13 protein-coding genes and 1 tRNA gene are annotated in these 19,789 nt (G+C 44.4%); 6 read left to right on the top strand and 8 right to left on the bottom strand.

Going from position 1 to position 19,789, the window contains the following annotated elements:
- Positions 1-6 precede the first annotated feature (6 nt).
- Entirely contained in the window at positions 7-471 is a 465-nt protein-coding gene (locus ACRQQK_RS10280; RefSeq protein ID WP_457511287.1) for a DoxX family protein, read from the top strand.
- On the opposite strand, the gene ACRQQK_RS10285 is transcribed toward ACRQQK_RS10280, so the two are convergent.
- Both ACRQQK_RS10285 and prlC read right to left on the bottom strand, forming a co-directional pair.
- Positions 443-652, bottom strand: a complete 210-nt coding sequence (locus ACRQQK_RS10285) for a hypothetical protein (RefSeq protein WP_457511288.1) — start codon at positions 650-652, stop codon at positions 443-445. The genes ACRQQK_RS10280 and ACRQQK_RS10285 overlap by 29 nt on opposite strands.
- A gap of 102 nt (positions 653-754) precedes the next feature.
- The gene (gene prlC / locus ACRQQK_RS10290; protein WP_457511289.1) at positions 755-2,797 is read right to left on the bottom strand and encodes an oligopeptidase A; all 2,043 of its coding nucleotides are present in this window, start codon (positions 2,795-2,797) and stop codon (positions 755-757) included.
- 206 nt (positions 2,798-3,003) lie between these two features.
- On the opposite strand from prlC, the gene ACRQQK_RS10295 reads away from it, so the two are divergent.
- The 5 genes from ACRQQK_RS10295 (at position 3,004) to ACRQQK_RS10315 (ending at position 12,100) form a co-directional block, all read left to right on the top strand.
- Entirely contained in the window at positions 3,004-3,843 is an 840-nt protein-coding gene (locus ACRQQK_RS10295) for a 23S rRNA (adenine(2030)-N(6))-methyltransferase RlmJ (protein WP_457511290.1), read from the top strand.
- A 129-nt stretch (positions 3,844-3,972) separates the two neighbouring features.
- Entirely contained in the window at positions 3,973-5,328 is a 1,356-nt protein-coding gene (gorA, locus tag ACRQQK_RS10300) for a glutathione-disulfide reductase (protein ID WP_457511291.1), read from the top strand.
- 296 nt (positions 5,329-5,624) lie between these two features.
- Positions 5,625-7,325 (top strand): chromosome partitioning protein ParA, encoded by a 1,701-nt coding sequence (locus ACRQQK_RS10305; protein WP_457511292.1) that lies wholly within the window; start codon positions 5,625-5,627, stop codon positions 7,323-7,325.
- 494 nt (positions 7,326-7,819) lie between these two features.
- Positions 7,820-8,971: an efflux RND transporter periplasmic adaptor subunit gene (locus tag ACRQQK_RS10310; protein ID WP_457511293.1), complete on the top strand. Its 1,152-nt coding sequence runs from the start codon at positions 7,820-7,822 to the stop codon at positions 8,969-8,971.
- Between the two features lie 3 nt (positions 8,972-8,974).
- A complete protein-coding gene (locus ACRQQK_RS10315) occupies positions 8,975-12,100 on the top strand; it encodes an efflux RND transporter permease subunit (RefSeq protein WP_457511294.1) in 3,126 nt (1,041 codons plus the stop codon).
- 72 nt (positions 12,101-12,172) lie between these two features.
- Here the strand turns inward: ACRQQK_RS10315 and ACRQQK_RS10320 are convergent, their stop codons facing one another.
- From ACRQQK_RS10320 to ACRQQK_RS10345, 6 genes are all read right to left on the bottom strand, one after another.
- On the bottom strand, positions 12,173-13,105 hold the full coding sequence (locus ACRQQK_RS10320; RefSeq protein ID WP_457511295.1) for an SPOR domain-containing protein: 933 nt from the start codon (positions 13,103-13,105) through the stop codon (positions 12,173-12,175).
- Between the two features lie 185 nt (positions 13,106-13,290).
- Entirely contained in the window at positions 13,291-14,229 is a 939-nt protein-coding gene (locus ACRQQK_RS10325; protein WP_042489789.1) for an ABC transporter permease, read from the bottom strand.
- A gap of 2 nt (positions 14,230-14,231) precedes the next feature.
- On the bottom strand, positions 14,232-15,209 hold the full coding sequence (locus tag ACRQQK_RS10330; RefSeq protein WP_102964137.1) for an ABC transporter permease: 978 nt from the start codon (positions 15,207-15,209) through the stop codon (positions 14,232-14,234).
- A gap of 169 nt (positions 15,210-15,378) precedes the next feature.
- On the bottom strand, positions 15,379-16,938 hold the full coding sequence (locus tag ACRQQK_RS10335) for an ABC transporter substrate-binding protein (protein ID WP_457511296.1): 1,560 nt from the start codon (positions 16,936-16,938) through the stop codon (positions 15,379-15,381).
- 94 nt (positions 16,939-17,032) lie between these two features.
- Positions 17,033-18,748, bottom strand: a complete 1,716-nt coding sequence (locus ACRQQK_RS10340; RefSeq protein ID WP_457511297.1) for an ABC transporter ATP-binding protein — start codon at positions 18,746-18,748, stop codon at positions 17,033-17,035.
- A gap of 964 nt (positions 18,749-19,712) precedes the next feature.
- Positions 19,713-19,789: transfer RNA gene (locus ACRQQK_RS10345), tRNA-Pro, on the bottom strand.

Here is a 19,789-nt window from a genome sequence, read left to right on the forward strand (position 1 = left end):
CTCTGTATGATATCCGTCATTGCTCGCCTCAACCAATCTATTGAATGGTTTGCATCACAGCTCCCACCTGTCGTATTGCTGGTCTGCCGCATCTGGGTAAGTTGGGTGTTTTTTAATTCAGGACTGACGAAAATAGCCACGTGGAATAGCACTCTATTCCTGTTTAAGTTGGAGTACCAAGTTCCTTTAATCCCTTGGGAAATAGCCGCTTATCTCGCAACTGCGGCAGAATTGGTCATTCCGATTTTTCTTGTTTTAGGGCTGTTTGGTAGGTTCAGTGCTCTCGCACTTTTCGCCGTAAATGCCATCGCCGTCATCTCATACCCATTGCTATGGGAGAGAGGATTTTATGATCATCAACTATGGGGAATGATGATGCTAACCGTGATGGTATGGGGACCCGGATCTTTATCCATTGATCGATGGATAAATCGGAAATCCGTTATTGTGAGAGCTCATCATGGACACTAATAACGGCATCTCGCGATGCGTGGCCAATTGCTTTGGTGGTATCGCGAGTCGCATGTCCCACCGCTGTTGTCGCGTCGCGTGTCGCGTGTCCAATTTCTTTACCAGCTTGCTTCATCTCAGCACACCCCATCATAAAAAATGTGGCGGTTAAAGAACAAATTAGTAGGTTACGGCGCTTCATTATTCTCTCCTTATCAATACCAAAACCACTCTAACAAATAACCCTGCTTGCTAAAGCAGGGTTATGTTAATTATTGAACTGTATAACTCAAATCATTAGAACTTAAGCAGCAATGCCTGAGTGACGCAGCAAGGCATCAATTTGTGGCTCACGACCACGGAAGCGCTTGAACAACTCCATCGGTTCTTCACTGCCCCCCATCTCTAGGATGTTGTTTAAGAAGCTTGAACCCGTTTCTGCGTTGAAGATACCTTCCTCTTCAAAACGAGAGAATGCATCTGCAGATAACACTTCTGCCCATAGGTAGCTGTAGTAACCCGCACTGTAGCCACCAGCAAAAATGTGGCTGAAGCTGTGGGAGAAACGGTTCCACTCAAGACTTGGCAATACTGCTACTTTCTTCTTAACTTCTGCTAAGGTTTCCAGCACTTGAGGGCCAACTTCTGGGTCATAAGTGGTATGCAGAGTGAAATCGAACAGTCCGAATTCAAGCTGACGTAAAATAAACATACCTGACTGGAAGTTTTTCGCTGCCAACATGTTGTCGAGCATCTCTTTCGGTAAAGGTTCGCCTGTTTCGTAGTGACCAGAAATAAACGCCAGAGCCTCTTCTTCCCAGCACCAGTTTTCTAGGAACTGACTTGGTAGTTCAACCGCATCCCAAGGCACACCGTTGATACCTGAAACAGAGCTAACATCTACCTGAGTCAGCATGTGGTGGATACCGTGACCCGTTTCGTGGAACAGAGTCACCACTTCGTCATGAGTAAACAGTGCAGGCTTATCCCCCAAAGGACGGTTAAAGTTACACGTCAAATAGGCCACTGGCGTTTGTAGTTCGCCATTAGCATTGATACGACGAACGCGACACTCGTCCATCCATGCCCCACCGCGTTTATGTTCACGAGCGTATAGATCAAGGTAGAAGCTGCCACGCAGCACATCATTGCTATCAAAAATATCGAAGAAACGCACCGACTCATGCCAAGTATCGACACCTTCGCGCTTTTGAACTTTCATACCAAATACGCGATTCAGTACTTCAAACAAGCCAGAAACCACTTTGCTTTCTGGGAAGTAAGGACGTAGCTCTTCATCAGAAATCTTAAACAGTTTCTGTTTTTGCTTTTCGCTGTAGTAAGCGATATCCCACAGTTCAAACGAAGTCACACCAAACTCTTGCTCGGCAAATTCACGCAGTTCTTGAACTTCGCGTTCACCTTGTGGTTTCACTTTCGTTGCTAGGTTGTTCAAGAAGCTCAGAACCTGATCTGGCGTTTCCGCCATTTTGGTTGCCAGTGACTTTTCGCTGTAAGTGTTGAAACCCAGCATACGAGCCACTTCATAACGCAGTTTCAGCAACTCAGCGATGTTCTCTGTGTTATCCCATTTGCCCGCATTCGGACCTCGGTCAGAAGCTCGCGTTACGTAAGCTTCGTAAAGTTCTTTGCGCAGCGCTTGGTTATCACAGTAAGTCATTACTGGTAGGTATGAAGGGATATCCAACGTTAACAGGTAGCCTTCGAGACCTTTTCCTTCCGCTGCTGCTTGAGCCGCCGCCAGCGCCGATTCCGGCATGCCCGCTAGCTCATTTTTATCGGTAATGTGCTTAGTCCAACCCATAGTGGCATCAAGCACATTGTTCGAGAACTTAGAACCCAGCTCAGACATACGCTTGCTGATCTCACCATAACGCTTTTGTTCTGCTTTAGGTAAACCAATACCTGACAATTCAAAGTCACGCAGTGCATCTTTGATGGTTTTCTTTTGCGCCTGACTTAGCGTAGCAAAAGCCTCACTGTTCTTGATTGCTTTATAGGCTTCAAACAAACCTTTGTGTTGACCAACCCAAGTACCGTATTCAGAGAGAATTGGCAGGCAACTTTCATAAGCTTCACGCAATTCGTCACTGTTCATCACAGAGTTCATATGGCTCACTGGTGACCATAAGCGGCTCAAGCTGTCATCCACTTCTTCGATAGGTGCAATAACATTTTCCCAAGTTGGTTGTGTATTACCTTCAAGTACCTGTTCAATCTTTGCACGGCAATCTTCTATTGCCTGTTCAACCGCTGGCTTTACGTGCTCCGGCTTAATCTCTGAAAACGGAGGCAAATCCGTAAAGCTAAGAAGTGGATTAGACATAAAACGTTCCTTTTTATGAAAAATAGTGAGGATGAAATATCCTCGTCTGTTAGGTTAATAAATATAGGTAGGAAGGTGAATTTTCAAGAGTAGCGTCAATTCAATACAATTCGAAATGTGTCTAGACCCACCTCAACATACAATTTTGGGTGTATAATTAGCCGCATTCGTTTTTCCATATTCAGCCATAAGTTAGAGAGCGACACTTGTTAAGTTATCGACACAGTTTCCATGCAGGAAACCACGCAGATGTAGTGAAACACATCGTACAAAGCTTAATCCTCAATGCACTACAGCAAAAAGATAAACCATTTGTTTATCACGATACTCACTCCGGTGTGGGCCGCTACGACTTAACTCATGAGTGGTCGGAAAAAACAGGTGAATACAAACAAGGTATTGCGCGTATTTGGCAACAAGATAATGTGCCAGAAGACATTCAAAGCTACCTTGATGCAATCAAAGTTCTTAACCAAGGCGATGAACTGCGTTACTACCCAGGTTCGCCTCGCGTGGCACGTGCTCACCTGCGCCCGCAAGACCGCATGGTATTAACCGAGTTACACCCGAGTGATTACCCGCTGTTGGAACAAGAGTTCGATCGTGATCGCCAAGTGTCGATTTACAAAGAAGACGGGTTTCAACGCCTGAAAGCAAGCTTGCCACCGCAAGAGCGTCGTGGCCTGGTGCTGATCGACCCACCTTACGAACTGGCTAAAGAGTACCGAGACGTGGTGAATGCCATTGCACAAAGCTACAAGCGCTGGGCAACGGGCATCTATGCGATTTGGTATCCGGTGGTTAACCGCTGTGATATTGAAGATATGATTGAAGGTCTGGAAAATTTAGGTATCACTAAAATTTTGCAAATCGAGCTGGGTGTCTCTCCTGATACCAACGAGCGCGGCATGACAGCATCGGGCATGATTGTAGTCAACCCACCGTGGAAACTTGAAAGCCAAATGAAAGAAATCCTGCCGTTTTTGAAACAAGCTATTGCGCCAGCGACAGGTCACTACAAAGTGGAATGGATTGTTCCGGAATAACTTGCTCAAGTTTTTCCATGGGGTAACTTGTGATCTCACGGTTTACCCCAACTATTTAGCTATGCCCTAATAAATAATGGCTCCCTGCTTAATCTTACTGGCGAGCGATCAAGAAAAATGGAGAAAGTAATGGCAACGCATTTTGATTACATCTGTATCGGTGGCGGTAGCGGCGGTATCGCTTCAGCAAACCGTGCAGCTATGTACGGCGCAAAAGTCGCGCTGATTGAAGCGAAAGATCTTGGCGGTACGTGTGTCAACGTAGGTTGTGTGCCGAAGAAAGTTATGTGGCACGGTGCTCAAGTTGCTGAAGCAATGAACCTATACGCGCCTGATTATGGCTTCGACGTTGACGTAAAAAGCTTCAACTGGGCAAAAATGGTTGAAAATCGCCAAGCTTATATTGGCCGTATTCACCAATCTTATGACCGTGTTCTTGGTAACAACAAAGTAGAAGTGATTCGCGGCTTTGCTAAGTTCGTTGACGCAAAAACTGTAGAAGTTAACGGTGAGCACTACACGGCAGACAACATTCTGATTGCTGTCGGTGGTCGTCCGACTATCCCTAACATTCCGGGTGCGGAATACGGTATCGATTCAAACGGTTTCTTTGATCTGGCTGAACAACCAAAACGTGTTGCCGTGATTGGTGCCGGTTACATCGCTGTTGAGATTGCTGGTGTTCTCAACGCACTTGGTACAGAGACTCACCTGTTCTGCCGTAAAGAATCTCCGCTACGTAGCTTTGACCCAATAATCATCGAAACATTGGTTGAAGTGATGAACGCTGAAGGCCCAACGCTACATACTCACAGCGTGCCAAAAGAAGTGGTAAAAGAAGCCGACGGCAGCCTAACTCTTCACCTAGAAAATGGTGAAAGCCAAAACGTTGATACCTTGATTTGGGCTATCGGTCGCCACCCTGCAACAGATGCGATCAACCTAGCAGCAACTGGCGTTGCAACTAACGAGCAAGGCTATATCAAGGTTGATGAATACCAAAATACTAACGTGGCTGGCATCTACTGTGTCGGTGACATCATGGAAGGCGGTATTGAACTGACTCCAGTTGCGGTTAAAGCGGGTCGCCAACTGTCTGAGCGCTTATTCAATGGCAAAACCAACGCGAAAATGGATTACGACCTAGTTCCTACCGTGGTATTCAGCCATCCACCAATCGGCACTATCGGCCTAACTCAGCCAGAAGCGATTGCTAAATACGGCGAAGAGAATGTGAAAGTGTACACTTCAAGCTTTACGGCTATGTACACAGCCGTCACTCAACACCGTCAACCATGTAAAATGAAGTTGGTTTGTGCAGGTGAAGAAGAAACCGTAGTTGGTCTGCACGGCATCGGCTTCGCAGTTGATGAAATGATCCAAGGCTTCGGCGTCGCTATGAAGATGGGCGCAACCAAAGCTGACTTCGACTCAGTGGTAGCTATCCACCCGACTGGCTCAGAAGAATTCGTTACTATGCGTTAGTAACCAGTTGTTAGAGCAAAGCCCTGCAAAACTCGCGGGGCTTTTTTATTCAGCCAAAACTTTAACAAATTTATTTTTATTCAAATGGTTACAATAAAAACCCGAGAAATACTATTGATAAAATTAGAACTAATATCATAAAAATAAATGATCATAGTCTTATTGTTCGCATAAATGAGAAAAAAACGACCAAGAAAAAAGCAGTTGAATCCGTACTGTATACAACAAGTAGAGCAATCACTTTATTATCCATACCCCACTTCAATGGGATAATAACAATTATTCAGGATGATAATATGAAAAAAGTTGGCTTAAGCTTGATCGCTCTAGCAATCTCTACCGCACTTGTTGGCTGTGGTGGCAGTGATGATTCAGGTACTAACCCTGGTAACAAGAAAGAGTATTCTGTTCCATCATCAGGCTCATTCGTCGATGCGAAAGTTGAAGGTCTGTACTACGTTTCAGGCACTAAATCTGGCTACACAAACAGTGATGGCGTCTATAATGTAGACACTGACAAAGCCGTTGTAACATTCTATCTAGGTGGCGAAAACGGTTTAGAAATCGGTACGATTTCAGCTCGTGAAATATCAACACCTTTTGAAGCAGCAGGGACTTATGAGCGCTCAGTAAACCTGGCGCGTCTTCTACTGACTATCGATGATACTAGCGATGAGAGCTATATCGTTATACCGACCACTCTTCAAGGTGTTACAGACGGTTCAAATATCTCAACAGCATTGCAAAAGATCTCGCTTGATGATGCAGAATTTGAAGACTCGATCGCTGATTTATTATCAGCTCTTGGTATCAGTTCAATTGTGAATGCTGATGACGCTATCGAACACATGGACGGTTCTTTAAGCAATTTAACGCGTGGCCAAGACATAACACTGAGCGATTGGGCAAAAGGTTCAAACGGTGTGTTTGTTTCTCGTAGCGCTATTCAGCGTATTAAAAACAGCTCATCGGCTTCCTATGATTTTGCAATCCATGGTGATAACACTCAAGGAAGTACGGTTTTCAACAAGACCTCAGGTATGTTGAGTCAAACTTATGTCCTTGGCAGTGACAACTTCGTGACTAAGAGCGGTTCAAACGATTCTTTCTTCAGTGGTTCAACAGCTCAAACTTACTTAGAGTGTGTTGTAGACGGTGGCTCATACACTAAAGACAGTGGCTGTGATAAAGCTACGACAACGAGTATGAGCCTTTCTGGACCTTATCAATATGTGTTAAATAACCCTCAGAAAACACTAACCAGCGACGCAAGTTATAGTTGGACTGAAGTGGCAGGAATGGGCGGTGCATATGAATGTATGGCCAACGGATCATGCAGTGAATTAACGCTAACTAAATACCAAGTGGTTAAAGGTCGAGACGATTCTGACGCTAAAGATGGTTCAGAAATTCTGGATGAGGTGCTCTCTGGTTCTTATGACCCAATTACCGGTGTTTATACTCAAGTACGTAGTAAGGAATTCAAAGACCCAAGTAGCTCGATTGGTCGCGTAGAAGAGCTGATTGAATTTATTTATCAAGTAAATGCTGTTGGTGAAGACAAGTATGTTGACTTCATGGGCACATGGAAAGCTATTGCTACTATGCCTGGTGGCTGTAACAAAGTAGCTGAATCTACTTATGTATTTACATCAACAGGAGCCACCGTCAGTGGTCAAGAGCTGGGCGGTTCAGGCAGTAGTTGTACTCTAGAAGATATAAGTGAAAGCCTAACTTATGAAGAACTTGCTACTAAGGATTACTGGTGGTTCACAACTAACAGTGCTGGTGATTCTAAAGCGACTCTCGATCAGCTAAACACAACAATTCGTTGGAATGACAGAGACGATGGCGATACGTCCGATTACTTCAAAATCAACCGCTTCAGCTACATTCCAGCTGGATCTGATTGGGACCAAGGAACGTTAGTACGTGATACGTTAGATAATAGCGGTAACAAAGAAGCAACCGTTATTATGAGAAAAATATCTCAGTAATAGCCAGCTCTGCCCCGCTAATGCGGGGCTTTTTTATATCGTCACTCAACGGCGATAAGGTTCAACAGATTTAAGGCGATCCATTTCTAGCCAACAAGCGCCTATGCAGCATTAACTCTTCAATTGTGAAGCGCTTTTAATAATAAGTGGCATCAAACACAACGCGCAGATAGTTGCTATGTTAACCAATGCGGTCATCTCCTTGTCGTATTTATTGTTCAAACACTCACCAAACATATAGTTCAACCTTTTTCATTATTTTTAATGATGAATTGCGTGTAAGGTCTTGTCCAACTGTACAATAAATGACAAAGTCACTCTTAGAATGCGTAACAAACTGATGTCTTAACCGATTATTAACTGTTGGTTATTTACACTATCAATATTTGTATAAGTAAATTCGAGTTCCAATTCACGTTCTGCCCATCAATTACCTTTAAAGAATAAATAAGGAAGCGTGCAGGATGAGTTCTAGTGGTAAAGGAGAGATCAATATGGGCCAAGGTAGATCCTTGTCAAAAACGTGGTTGACCACGATTGCTGCTGCAATTGTGCTTGCCGGTTGTCAACCAGACGCCAAACCAGCGGCGGTCAATAGCGGTGCGGCGCCTGCTGTCGCAGTAGATGCCATCAAAGTCACAACCCAGTCAGTTGAGGTAACAAGCACCTTACCTGGCCGTACTAATGCTTTCCGAATCGCAGAAGTTCGCCCTCAGGTTCGTGGTATTGTCACTGCACGCAAATTTGTGGAAGGTAGTTTAGTTGCAAAAGGCGATGTTCTGTTTGAACTTGACGCTTCAACTTACCAAGCTTCATTGGCAAGCATGCAAGCTAATTTAGCGAAAGCGGAAGCAACGCTAAGTCGTACAGAGCTTCAAGCAAAACGCTACAGCGAACTGGTCAAGAAGAATGCTGTAAGCCAACAAGCTTATGAAGACGCACAAGCCACTTATAAAGAAGCTTTGGCATCTGTGAAGGCGGCGCAAGCGAACGTTAATGCTGCGCAGATTGACCTTGATTACACACATATTAAAGCACCGATTTCAGGTCGTATCGGTCGTTCACACGTTACCGAAGGTGCGTTAGTAACCGCTAACCAAACCGATGTAATGGCAACGATTCAACAACTTGACCCACTTTATGTTGACCTTTCTCAGCCAAGTAATGAGCTTTTGAAACTGCGCCAAAGTACCGGTAAAGAAAAAGGCGAACTGAAAGGCATTAAGCTGTTCCTCGATGACGGTACGCCAATTGAGCAGAAAGCAACGCTACAATTTGCTGAAGTTTCTGTGAATGAAAACACAGGCACAGTCAACGTCCGTGCAACACTGCCAAACCCAGATCAATTCTTACTTCCGGGTCTTTATGTTCGCGCTCAACTGCCAATTGAAGCTCGTTCTGACGCCATTCTTATTCCGCAAGCAGCTCTAAGCCGTAATGCACGAGGTGAAGCTTCTGTGTTGGTTGTAAATGCAGAAAATGTGGTTGAAAGCCGCGCAGTCGTAGCAAGTCATACTGTGAATTCACAATGGTTGATTGATTCAGGCTTAGAAGCTGGTGAGACCGTTATTGTGGCAGGCCTACAAAAAGTACGTCCTGGCAGTACGGTAAATCCGCAACTGATGGAATCATCTAAGGAACAATAAGATATGGCTCGATTTTTTATAGATCGCCCAATCTTTGCTTGGGTGATTGCAATAATCATCATGCTTGCTGGTGTGTTATCGATCATGACACTACCGGTATCTCAGTATCCGGATATCGCACCGCCAACAGTTATTGTGTCTGGTACCTATCCAGGTGCTTCGGCTGATACCGTTGAAAACAGTGTGACACAGACGATAGAACAAAATATGAACGGGATTGATAACCTGATTTATATGTCGTCTCAAAGTAGTTCATCCGGTGCATTCAGCATTACGCTTACTTTTGAAAGCGGTACTGATGCGGATATTGCTCAGGTACAGGTGCAGAACAAGCTTGCACTTGCCGAAGCAACGCTACCAAGTGAAGTAAAACAACAAGGTATTACCGTTTCAAAATCATCTAGTTCATTCTTGATGGTTGTCGGCTTCGTCTCATCAGACGGCAGCATGGACAACACAGATCTTTCTGACTACATGATTTCAAACGTCAAAGATCCATTAAGCCGTGTTCAGGGTGTCGGTGAAGTTCAGGTGTTCGGTGCTCAGAACGCAATGCGTATCTGGTTGGATCCAAACAAACTGAATAAATATAGCCTGAGTCCTGCTCAGGTGAAATCTGCGGTCAGCGCCCAGAATACTCAGGTTTCTGTTGGTCAGTTAGGTTCAACGCCTTCAATAAAAGGTCAGCGTCTAAATGCCACGATTACGGCACAAAGCCGTATGAGAACCGTGTCTGAGTTTGAAAACATCTTACTGCGAGTAGACACCGATGGTGCGCAAATTCGTTTGAAAGATGTGGCTCGTGTTGAGTTAGGTGCCGAGAGTTACCAAGCGGTTGCTTTATATAACGGAAAATACGCTGCGGGTATTGCGATTAAGCTGGCTACTGGTGCCAATGCGCTGGAAACCTCTAAGTTGGTGAAAGCTCGTATTCAAGAGATGTCGCCAACCTTCCCAGACAACATTGAAGTTATTTATCCATACGATACAACGCCATTTGTTCAGATCTCTATCGAAGAAGTTGTACATACGCTGATTGAAGCCGTCGTACTGGTGTTCCTCGTAATGTATTTGTTCTTGCAGAACTTCCGTGCAACGTTAATTCCAACCATCGCGGTTCCTGTTGTTCTGTTAGGTACTTTTGGTGTTATGGCGGCGTTTGGCTTCTCAATCAACACCCTGACAATGTTCGGTTTGGTGCTGGCGATAGGATTGTTGGTTGACGATGCTATCGTTGTGGTCGAGAACGTTGAGCGGGTAATGTCAGAAGATGGTCTTCCGCCACGTGAAGCTACGCGAAAATCGATGGGGCAAATTACTGGCGCACTAGTCGGTATTGCAATGGTACTGAGTGCGGTATTCATCCCTATGGCGTTCTTCGGTGGTGCTGCAGGTGCAATTTATCGCCAGTTCTCTCTGACTATCGTATCGTCTATGGTGCTGTCTGTATTGGTGGCAATGGTTCTGACACCGGCTCTCTGTGCGACTTTGCTAAAACCGATGCACAAAGGTGAACACCATGTTCGCCGTGGTCCGCTCGCTTGGTTTAACAAAGCGTTTGACCGTGGTACTAACGGCTATAAAAACGTCGTGAGTAAAGGCGTGAACCAGCGTATTCGCTACCTTGCGATGTACGTCATTATCGTTGGCGTGTTAGGTACGCTGTGGACTCGTCTACCAACCTCTTTCGTTCCTGAAGAAGACCAAGGTATTTTCCTTTCTATCATTCAATTACCAGCAGGCGCAACTCAAGAGCAAACGCTGAACGTGATGGATAAAGTTGAAAATCACTTTTTGCAAAACGAATCTGACTCAGTTCAGTCTGTGTTCACTGTTTCGGGCTTTAGTTTCGCAGGTCAAGGTCAGAACATGGGTATGGCGTTTGTTCGACTCAAAGATTGGGATGAACGTACAAATCCAGCGATGTCAGTCAACGCGATTGTTGGCCGAGCTTGGGGAGCATTCTCTCAAGTGAAAGAAGCGAACATCTATACCTTTAACGTTCCTGCGATTATGGGCTTAGGTAACGCGACTGGTTTTGACGCTTACATCACCGACAATGCGAACTTAGGTCACGATAAGTTAATTCAGGCTCGTAACCAACTGTTGGGTATGGCTTCACAAAACCCTAACCTGACTGGTGTTCGTCCAAACGGTATGGAAGATACCCCACAGTTCCGCATTAACATCGACTACGAAAAAGCGATGGCAATGGGTCTGTCTGTTTCGGATATCAACAGCACGCTATCAACTGCACTGGGTTCAAGCTACGTTAACGACTTTATCGATAACGGCCGCGTGAAAAAAGTATACGTACAAGCAGATGCTGAATACCGTATGACCCCTGAAGATCTGCGCCTATGGCATGTAAAAAATAACCTAGGTGAAATGGTTCCGTTTGATGCCTTTGCGACGACTGACTGGACTTACGGTTCACCGCGCCTAGAGCGTTACAACGGTGTTCCTGCAGTCAACATTCAAGGTTCGGCAGCAGCGGGTAAGAGTACTGGTGATGCCATGCAGGCGATCAGCGACATTGTGGCTCAACTGCCTCAGGGTATTGGTCTGCAGTGGACAGGTGCTTCTTACCAAGAAGTACAAACTGGCTCACAAGCTCCGCTACTTTATGCGTTGTCTATTCTGATCGTATTCCTGAGCCTTGCAGCTCTATACGAAAGCTGGAGTGTACCGTTCTCTGTCATCCTGATTGTTCCACTAGGGGTATTTGGTGCTATTGCAGCAGCAACAGTGAAGTCGCTCTCTAATGACATCTACTTCCAAGTGGGTCTGTTAACGACTATCGGCCTGTCAGCCAAGAATGCCATCTTGATTGTAGAATTTGCGAAAGCACTCTACGACGATGGAAAAGACCTTATCAGTGCAACGGTAGAAGCGTGTCGTATGCGTCTGCGTCCAATTATGATGACGTCATTTGCCTTTATCTTGGGTGTACTTCCACTAGCACTGAGTACTGGTGCGGGTGCCGCGAGCCGTAACGCAATTGGTTGGGGTGTTGTGGGTGGGATGTTCGCCGCAACGATACTGGCAATTTTCTTCGTTCCGGTATTCTTTGTGATTGTGATGAAGCTGTTCCGCACACAACCACATAAGATCCCTGAAGATGCTTAATCTTATCTAGCAATAAAAAAACCCAGTGGCATTCACTGGGTTTTTTATTCTCTTAAATCAGTAAACTTTGACCTACTTTACGCAAAGCACATTGAGAAGAGAGGTGCCTTTTAAAGTATTAACCTTACCAGTGGTAAAGAAACCTTTACTGCTCTCACCCCAATAAGGCAAGTAAACTGGCCACTTATCTTTTTCCATCAATTTAGAATCAAGTAACTGCTTCCATTCGGCTTCTGTGGCTAAACGCATTTTTTGTTGCTGGCAACGTTTCTCTGCGTCGGCATAACTTAAGCGATTCCACGCCAAATCATGCTCCATATAGAACTGCTCCTTCTCATCCATCACGTAGGGCACCACGTAATGAATACCACTCAACGTTGCTTCACGTCGAATGGTGATACTAGGCATTTGTTTGGTCGCCTTTGGCGCAGCTTTAGTTACTGCTGGAGTTGCTGCGGGTTTTGCTTTTGGCGCTGGCTTAGGTTTCGCTGCGACGGTTTTTTTAGGAGCATTCTTGGATTTGGATACTGTTTTTTTCTCAGTAACAACTGGAGCATCCTGCTCGCCTTTGCGCACTTCGCGAATGAATGCTTCCTTGTAAAGTTTCTCGCTTCTTACCCCTGCGAGTTCTTTTTTGGCTGTCGCATAGTTGTCGTACGGACCAATCAAACAACGCAACGCTTTACCCTCAGGCTTCATCCATACATCGGTCGAAATATGCTTATAAAGCACTTTAGCGCGGCTTAACGGCATTGATTCATTCAATAACCCACATTGAATCCAGAAAGAAGAATCTTTCCCTTTAGGTGCAGAATTCCCCCACAGTCCCTTACCAATTGGGCAATTGCTGTTTAATTGAGGAAGCTCATTGGTTGAAGCTTGAGTTCCACCACACAAAAACTGATCAGGCTCTGCGGCCAAAAGTGTTTGAGAAGTAAAACAAAAAGGCAATCCAATCAAAAGAAGGTGAGAAAGTTTTGGCATTGCGGCCCCTTTAATATCCATACGCTCTCCGTTCAGGTGACTATGGTTACTGTCAATACTCGACCTGAGCTTGTATCTATCTGACTATTTATGGTTGTGAGTAAAAATTTTCAGTTATTGCAAGAAAAGATAAGCAAAAAAAGAGCCGTAAATCACTTACGGCTCTAGTTTAGGTAGATTATGTCAACAAAATCAATCGACGAGGATCACCCTTTATAGATTTTCGGGTTAAATACATCACGCAGCCAGTCACCGAGCAGGTTAATCACCAATACTAAAGTTACAAGCAGCACACCTGGGAAGGCAGTGATCCACCAAGAGCCTGAGAAAATATAGTTGAAACCGATACTGATCAGGGCACCCAATGATGGTTGGTCAACTGGCAAACCTAAGCCTAGGAATGATAATGCCGCTTCTGACATGATGGCATTTGCCACCTGTACCGTTGAAATAACCAAAATTGGCGACAAACAGTTAGGCAGAATGTGACGGAACATGATGCGAGGCGCTTTAAAGCCCATCACGCGAGCCGCTTCCACATACTCTTTCTTCTTCTCAGCTAATACAGATGCACGAATAGTTCGTGCATACTGAGGCCATTCAGCCACACCGATAATCACCACCAGCATTAACACTGCGTATTCGCTATAGAACTCGCTACCGAAACTCGCTTTGAAAATTGCCGATACAATGATTGCCACCATCATGGTCGAGAACGATAACTGAACATCGGCAAAACGCATTAAGTAGCTATCAATACGACCACCAAAGTAACCAGAAGATAGACCAATGATAATGCCCAAGAACAGCTGTAGCGCTACCGCTAGGAAACCAATCGTCAGTGAAAGGCGTGAGCCGTAAAGCATGGTCGATAAAATATCGCGCCCCTGCTCATCAGTACCCAGTAGGAAACGTTCATCACCGCCATCCATCCAAGATGGTGGAAGTTCTGCGTCCATAATGTCGATGGATGACATATCGTATGGGTCTGTCGGTGCAATAAGCGGCGCTGCTACTGAAAGCACTAAGAAAATCATACAAATGGCAAAGCTGAACATTGCTACTTTGTCACGTAAGAAGTAGTACAGAAAATCTGACTGTTTAAAACGCTCCCAGCGTGAAGGAGCTGCTGCAAATTCGCTCATGATTATGCTCCTTTTCCTGTTAAGTCTACGGTTGGGTTAATCAATCCGTATAACAAATCAACCACGGTGTTGGTTACAACGAAGATTAAACCGACGAAAATAACGTAAGCAGTAATCAAAGGTGTATCTACACGGTTAATGGCTTCAAGGAATAGGAAACCTGTACCCGGCCACTGGAATACTGTCTCAGTCAAAATGGTATATGCCACCATAGTACCGATCTGAACACCACCTACCGTGAGTACTGGCAACATTGTGTTTTTCAAAGCGTGTTGAAAATAGATTTTCTTCAGCGGTAAGCCTTTTGCAGTGGCAAATTTAATGTATTCAGAACTCAGAACTTCGAGCATTTCAGAACGAACCAAGCGAATAAACAGCGGTAACATGATTGAAGCCAGAGAGACACAAGGCAGAATCAAGTGCAACAAACCATCAACAGTGAAGTAGCCCGATTCCCAACCCAACAGGTTGTAGGTTTCACCACGTCCATAGGATGGTAACCAACCTAATTCAATTGAGAAGATATACATCAGCATAATTGCTGTTAAGAACACCGGAATTGAAATACCGATGCTACTACCGGCCATCACGACTTTCGTAAACAGACTTTTTGGTTTTATTGCCGTATATACCCCAATTGGAATAGAGCAAACAATAATGATTAATGAAGCGCCAAATACAAGCTCCAAAGTCGCGACTAATTTATCAAGAATGACTTCAATAGCTGGGCGTTTAAAGAAATAAGATGTGCCTAAGTCACCCTGCACCGCAGCAGTAACAAAGCGAGTATATTTGGTAATGAAGGGATCGTTCAGACCAAGTTCATCGCGCAGCGCTTGGCGCTCAGCTTCTGAAACAGATTGGCCGACAAGCTCACGAAGCGGGTCACCCAAGTTATCTTGGATGGCAAACGCCACTAAACTGATCACAAACATCACTATCAGTGCCTGAAACAGGCGCTTGACCAGAAACGTAAACATTCCTTGCCCCTTAACTTTCCATGCAAAATTCGGAATACACACGAGGTGCGAAAATACTCAGCCTAAAAAACGACACTTTATCCGACTGAAAAAATAAACTGCCTAAGTGTTAAAACACGCCTTCGATGTCAAACACCGAAGGCGTGGTGTTACTTGTTAATGCTCAATCTTACTTCTCGTCAACCACTAGGTCGCCGAAGTAAGGGAAGTCCATTGCGTTCACGATTTCTTTCGCGTGTACGTTAGACTTCGCACCCCAAGCAAGGTTTTGCCAATGTAGAGGAACGAATGCTGCATCGTTGTACAGAGTCGCTTCTACTTTCTGTAGCATTGCTGAACGTTTAGCAGAATCTGTTTCAACGTTCGCGTCTTCAACTAGCTTGTCTACTTCTGGGTTAGAGTAGTGACCACAGTTGTACTGACCTTTACCAGTCTCTTCGTTACGAGTCATAGTCAGGAATTCAGAGAAGTTCGCTGAATCTTCTGTATCTGAGTGCCAACCGATCATCAGCATATCTGCTGAACATAGGTCGAACTCTGGCCAGTATTGCGCTTTAGGCATTGTCTTCAGATCAACTTTGATACCGATCTTAGACAGCATTGCAGAAACAGCTTGAGCTACTTTTGCATCGTTCACATAACGGTTGTTTGGAGCGATCATAGTAAGCGTGAAGCCTTTGTCGTAACCTGCTTCTTTCATTAGCTCTTTTGCTTTTTTCAGGTCAAAGCGTGGAACTAGCTCAGGGTTATAACCTGCGTAGCCTTTAGGGCTTTGTTGACCAGCCGCTGTTGCGAAGCCTTTCATGATCTTATCAACGATACCTTCGTTGTTAATCGCATGAACGATAGCTTGACGAACACGAACATCTTTCAACGCTTCGTTGCTAGATTGGTTCATTTGGAACGTGATGATACGAGTACCTGGAAGAGTGATTAGGTCAACGCCTTTCGCTTCTTCAACACGTTTGTGATCATTAGGCGCTACAGGAGCAATCATATCTACGTCGCCAGAAAGAAGCGCAGCAACACGAGTCGCGTCTTCTTTAATTGGCACTAAAGTTAGTTTGTCTACGTTACCTTTAGACGCTTTATCCCAGTAGCCGTCAAAACGTTCAAACTCAACTTTTACGCCTTGTTCACGAGAAGTTACGATGAACGGACCTGTACCTGATACGTGAGTAGAAGCAAAAGAGTTACCGTGTTTCACGATTTCAGCTTTGTCTTTACCGTCTTCACCAGTACCAGAGTAGAACTTGCTGTCCATTGGGAAGATGTAAGTCGCTGTTTGAAGAACAAGCGGGTATGCACCTTTTGACACTAGATCAAATGTGTAATCATCTACTTTAACGATTTTTTCAAACGGTTCGAAAATCGCTTTGAAATCTGGAGAAGCTTGTAGACGGTCGAATGTCCAAACTACATCGTCAGCCGTTAGTTCGTTACCAGAATGGAACTTCACACCCTTGCGTAGATGAAAACGTACTGTTTTGTCGTCAATACGTTCCCATTTTTCTGCTAGGCGAGCTTCAAAATCCAAATCTTGTGTGTAACGAACTAGTGGATCAAATACCATATGAGACATCTGAAGCGTACCACCTGAAAGTTGTTCATGTGGGTCCAGAGACACTGGGTCTGCGTCGTACGCTACTTTGATGTCTGCTGCGCTAGCTGCAAAGCTTAACCCAGCGGCCATTAAAGCTAATGCTAATTTGCTTTTCATGGTTTTCATTGCATAACTCCTTATGCGGGAATCCAAATCCCTAGTTGTTGTATTTGCTTCTGCTTAAAATGCCAAACAAGAACGTTTGGTAATGGTTACGGCTTTAGGCCGTTTCTACTTCTTCTCTTAATCCTGTGAATTCAGGCATCAAAGAAATCAGTTGTTTACTGTACTCGTGCTGAGGAGAGTTGAAAAGCTGCTCCGTTGGCGCAACTTCCAGTAAGGTCCCCATTTTCATCACACCTACGCGATCACACATCTGGCGAATCACAGGTAAATCGTGACTGATAAACAGCATCGTTAGGTTCAGTTCATCTTGAAGATCTTTGAGAAGGTTCAAAATCTGAGCCTGTACAGATACATCCAGAGCGGATGTTGGTTCATCACAAATCAATAAGCGCGGGCGCGTTGCTAACGCACGAGCGATGGAAATACGTTGGCGTTGGCCACCTGAAAACTCGTGCGGATATTTCACACCTGCCATCTTGCCTAAACCAACATGTTCTAGAAGGTCATTAACGACTTGACGCGTTTCCGCTTCACCGCTGGTCAATTTGTGGAAACGAATCGGTTCGGCAACAATATCGAATACTCTCATACGTGGGTTCATCGACGTATAAGGGTTTTGGAATACCATCTGCATTTGACGACGCATCGGGCGACGTTCTTTCTCAGATTTCAACGCAGTTAGGTCGATACCTTCAAACGTAACTCGCCCATCATTTGGCGCGTACAAACCCGCGATAACACGCGCAATGGTTGATTTACCCGAACCAGATTCGCCAACCAAACCAAAGGTTTCGCCTTCATACACTTCAAAACTCACATCGTTTGAAGCTTGAACGTATTCACGACGGCTTTCGAATAAAGAATCTTTGGTCACAAAACGTAAGTTAACGTTTTCTACTTTCAGCAACGGACCTGTGTACGCTCTGTCATCCTGACTCTTGCCTAACCAATGGTTTTTAATATCAATCGATTTTGTCTCTTCCGCCTGTTCGATATAAGTCACTAGCGGGAAACGGTCGAGTTTCTTATCAGAACGCGGTACTGCTGAAATCAGGCTGCGTGTATATTTGTGGTCAGGGTTACCCAGCACTTTAGCTGTTGGCCCGAATTCAACCAGATCACCACGATACATAACCGCTACACGGTCGGTAACGTTTGAGACAACACCCATATCGTGTGTTACCAACATACAACCTACGTTATTCTTGATACATAAATCACGAATAAGACTTAGGATTTGATCCTGAATAGAAACATCCAGCGCCGTTGTTGGTTCATCAGCAATAATCAGATCAGGCTCACCAGCAAGGGCGATAGCAATAACCACGCGCTGACGCATACCACCAGAAAACTGGTGAGGATATTGCTTTAGACGGTTTTCAGGCTGAGGAATGCCCACTTGTTTCATTAAAGAGAGCGCTCGTTGATACGCTTCTTCATCGGAAACCTTCATGTTGGCATGAATGGTTTCTGTTAGTTGATGCTCAACAGTAAATAACGGGTTCAAAGACGTCATTGGGTCTTGGAAAATAAAGCCAATTTTAGAACCACGCACTTTGCGCATTTTCTCAGGTGATAAACCGGAAATTTTTTCACCATCTAGGAAAACTTCACCACCAGCAATCGTACCTGGAGGGCTAAGCAAATCAATAACAGCATTACCAACGGTAGACTTACCCGCACCAGATTCGCCAACCACACCGACAATCTCACCCCGCTCAATGTTGAATGAAAGTGATTTTACTGCCGCATGTACACCATGACGTGAAGGATATTCAATACGAAGGTTTTTTACTTCTAAAAGTGACATTTACACCAGACCTCTACTGCTCGGCAGTTTTCTGCCCTGTCTGTGCCTCATACCTCAGTGAAAAATACGAGGAATATGAAGACAAGTGAATCCATTCTTGTCAGTACAAAATTCTGACAATTTACAAGCCCATCAATTTGGCAAATATTTCACAGAAAAGCAACAAAGATAGGATAAAAAGTCGATAAAAAACGAATTCAAAGCACTATTATCGAATTTGTATGCACCACAATTGCACATAACAATGGTTAGACCATTCATCTAGCACGTAAAATCACATTGACTAACTTAGCCTTAAACACTGTAAAGCCACAAATTAACCATACAATCTAAAATCAACACAATGAATAATAAATCAAATCCAACCACCAAAAACTCATTAACAAAATAGAAACATAAACAGAAATTACAAAGAAAGATAATATTAATGACTACATTGAAATTAAACAGCAGTCATTAAATCGGCATAAAGATCACAAATACAGGCGTTTGCTCCAGGCGATTTCATTCATTTAAATTGCAAATTTAGTCATTTTTAAACTCCAAGACTCATTTTTGTACAAAATACACGCACTTATACTTTAGATGATTTTTACTCAGCACAAGAAATGACCCTGCAGAATTTGAAATACATCTCAGCGTTTAGCAAATAAAATTATAAAAACATCATTAAAGCATCCACTTCATCGTCATTATTCTGCTTCAAGACGACAAAAGCCCCAGTCTTTCGACTGAGGCTTCGTTGCAGTGGTTAGTGAAGAGCCAGATCCCGAACGTCAGGCGAACCCCGCTCTGTTGGAAAACCTAAACTCTGAATGTAAAAAGCCCCGTCATTTCTGTCGAGACTTTATATAGTGGCCGGTGAAGAGCCAGATCTTGAACATCAGGCGAACCCCACTCTGTTCGAAGACCTAAATTCAAGATGTAAAAAAGCCCCAGTCTTTCGACTGAGGCTTCGTTGTAGTGGTCGGTGAAGAGGGATTCGAACCCCCGACCCTCTGGTCCCAAACCAGATGCGCTACCAAGCTGCGCTATTCACCG

Source organism: Vibrio sp. C8 (genome assembly GCF_054051265.1).

Excerpts from the sequence above, each read along its gene's own strand:
- ACRQQK_RS10335 (WP_457511296.1), bottom strand. The coding sequence starts at position 16,938 with ATGAAAACCATGAAAAGCAAATTAGCATTAGCTTTAATGGCCGCTGGG.
- ACRQQK_RS10280 (WP_457511287.1), top strand. The coding sequence starts at position 7 with ATGATATCCGTCATTGCTCGCCTCAACCAATCTATTGAATGGTTTGCA.
- prlC (WP_457511289.1), bottom strand. The coding sequence starts at position 2,797 with ATGTCTAATCCACTTCTTAGCTTTACGGATTTGCCTCCGTTTTCAGAG.
- ACRQQK_RS10285 (WP_457511288.1), bottom strand. The coding sequence starts at position 652 with ATGAAGCGCCGTAACCTACTAATTTGTTCTTTAACCGCCACATTTTTT.
- ACRQQK_RS10325 (WP_042489789.1), bottom strand. The coding sequence starts at position 14,229 with ATGAGCGAATTTGCAGCAGCTCCTTCACGCTGGGAGCGTTTTAAACAG.
- ACRQQK_RS10305 (WP_457511292.1), top strand. The coding sequence starts at position 5,625 with ATGAAAAAAGTTGGCTTAAGCTTGATCGCTCTAGCAATCTCTACCGCA.
- gorA (WP_457511291.1), top strand. The coding sequence starts at position 3,973 with ATGGCAACGCATTTTGATTACATCTGTATCGGTGGCGGTAGCGGCGGT.
- ACRQQK_RS10320 (WP_457511295.1), bottom strand. The coding sequence starts at position 13,105 with ATGGATATTAAAGGGGCCGCAATGCCAAAACTTTCTCACCTTCTTTTG.
- ACRQQK_RS10330 (WP_102964137.1), bottom strand. The coding sequence starts at position 15,209 with ATGTTTACGTTTCTGGTCAAGCGCCTGTTTCAGGCACTGATAGTGATG.
- ACRQQK_RS10340 (WP_457511297.1), bottom strand. The coding sequence starts at position 18,748 with ATGTCACTTTTAGAAGTAAAAAACCTTCGTATTGAATATCCTTCACGT.
- ACRQQK_RS10310 (WP_457511293.1), top strand. The coding sequence starts at position 7,820 with ATGGGCCAAGGTAGATCCTTGTCAAAAACGTGGTTGACCACGATTGCT.
- ACRQQK_RS10315 (WP_457511294.1), top strand. The coding sequence starts at position 8,975 with ATGGCTCGATTTTTTATAGATCGCCCAATCTTTGCTTGGGTGATTGCA.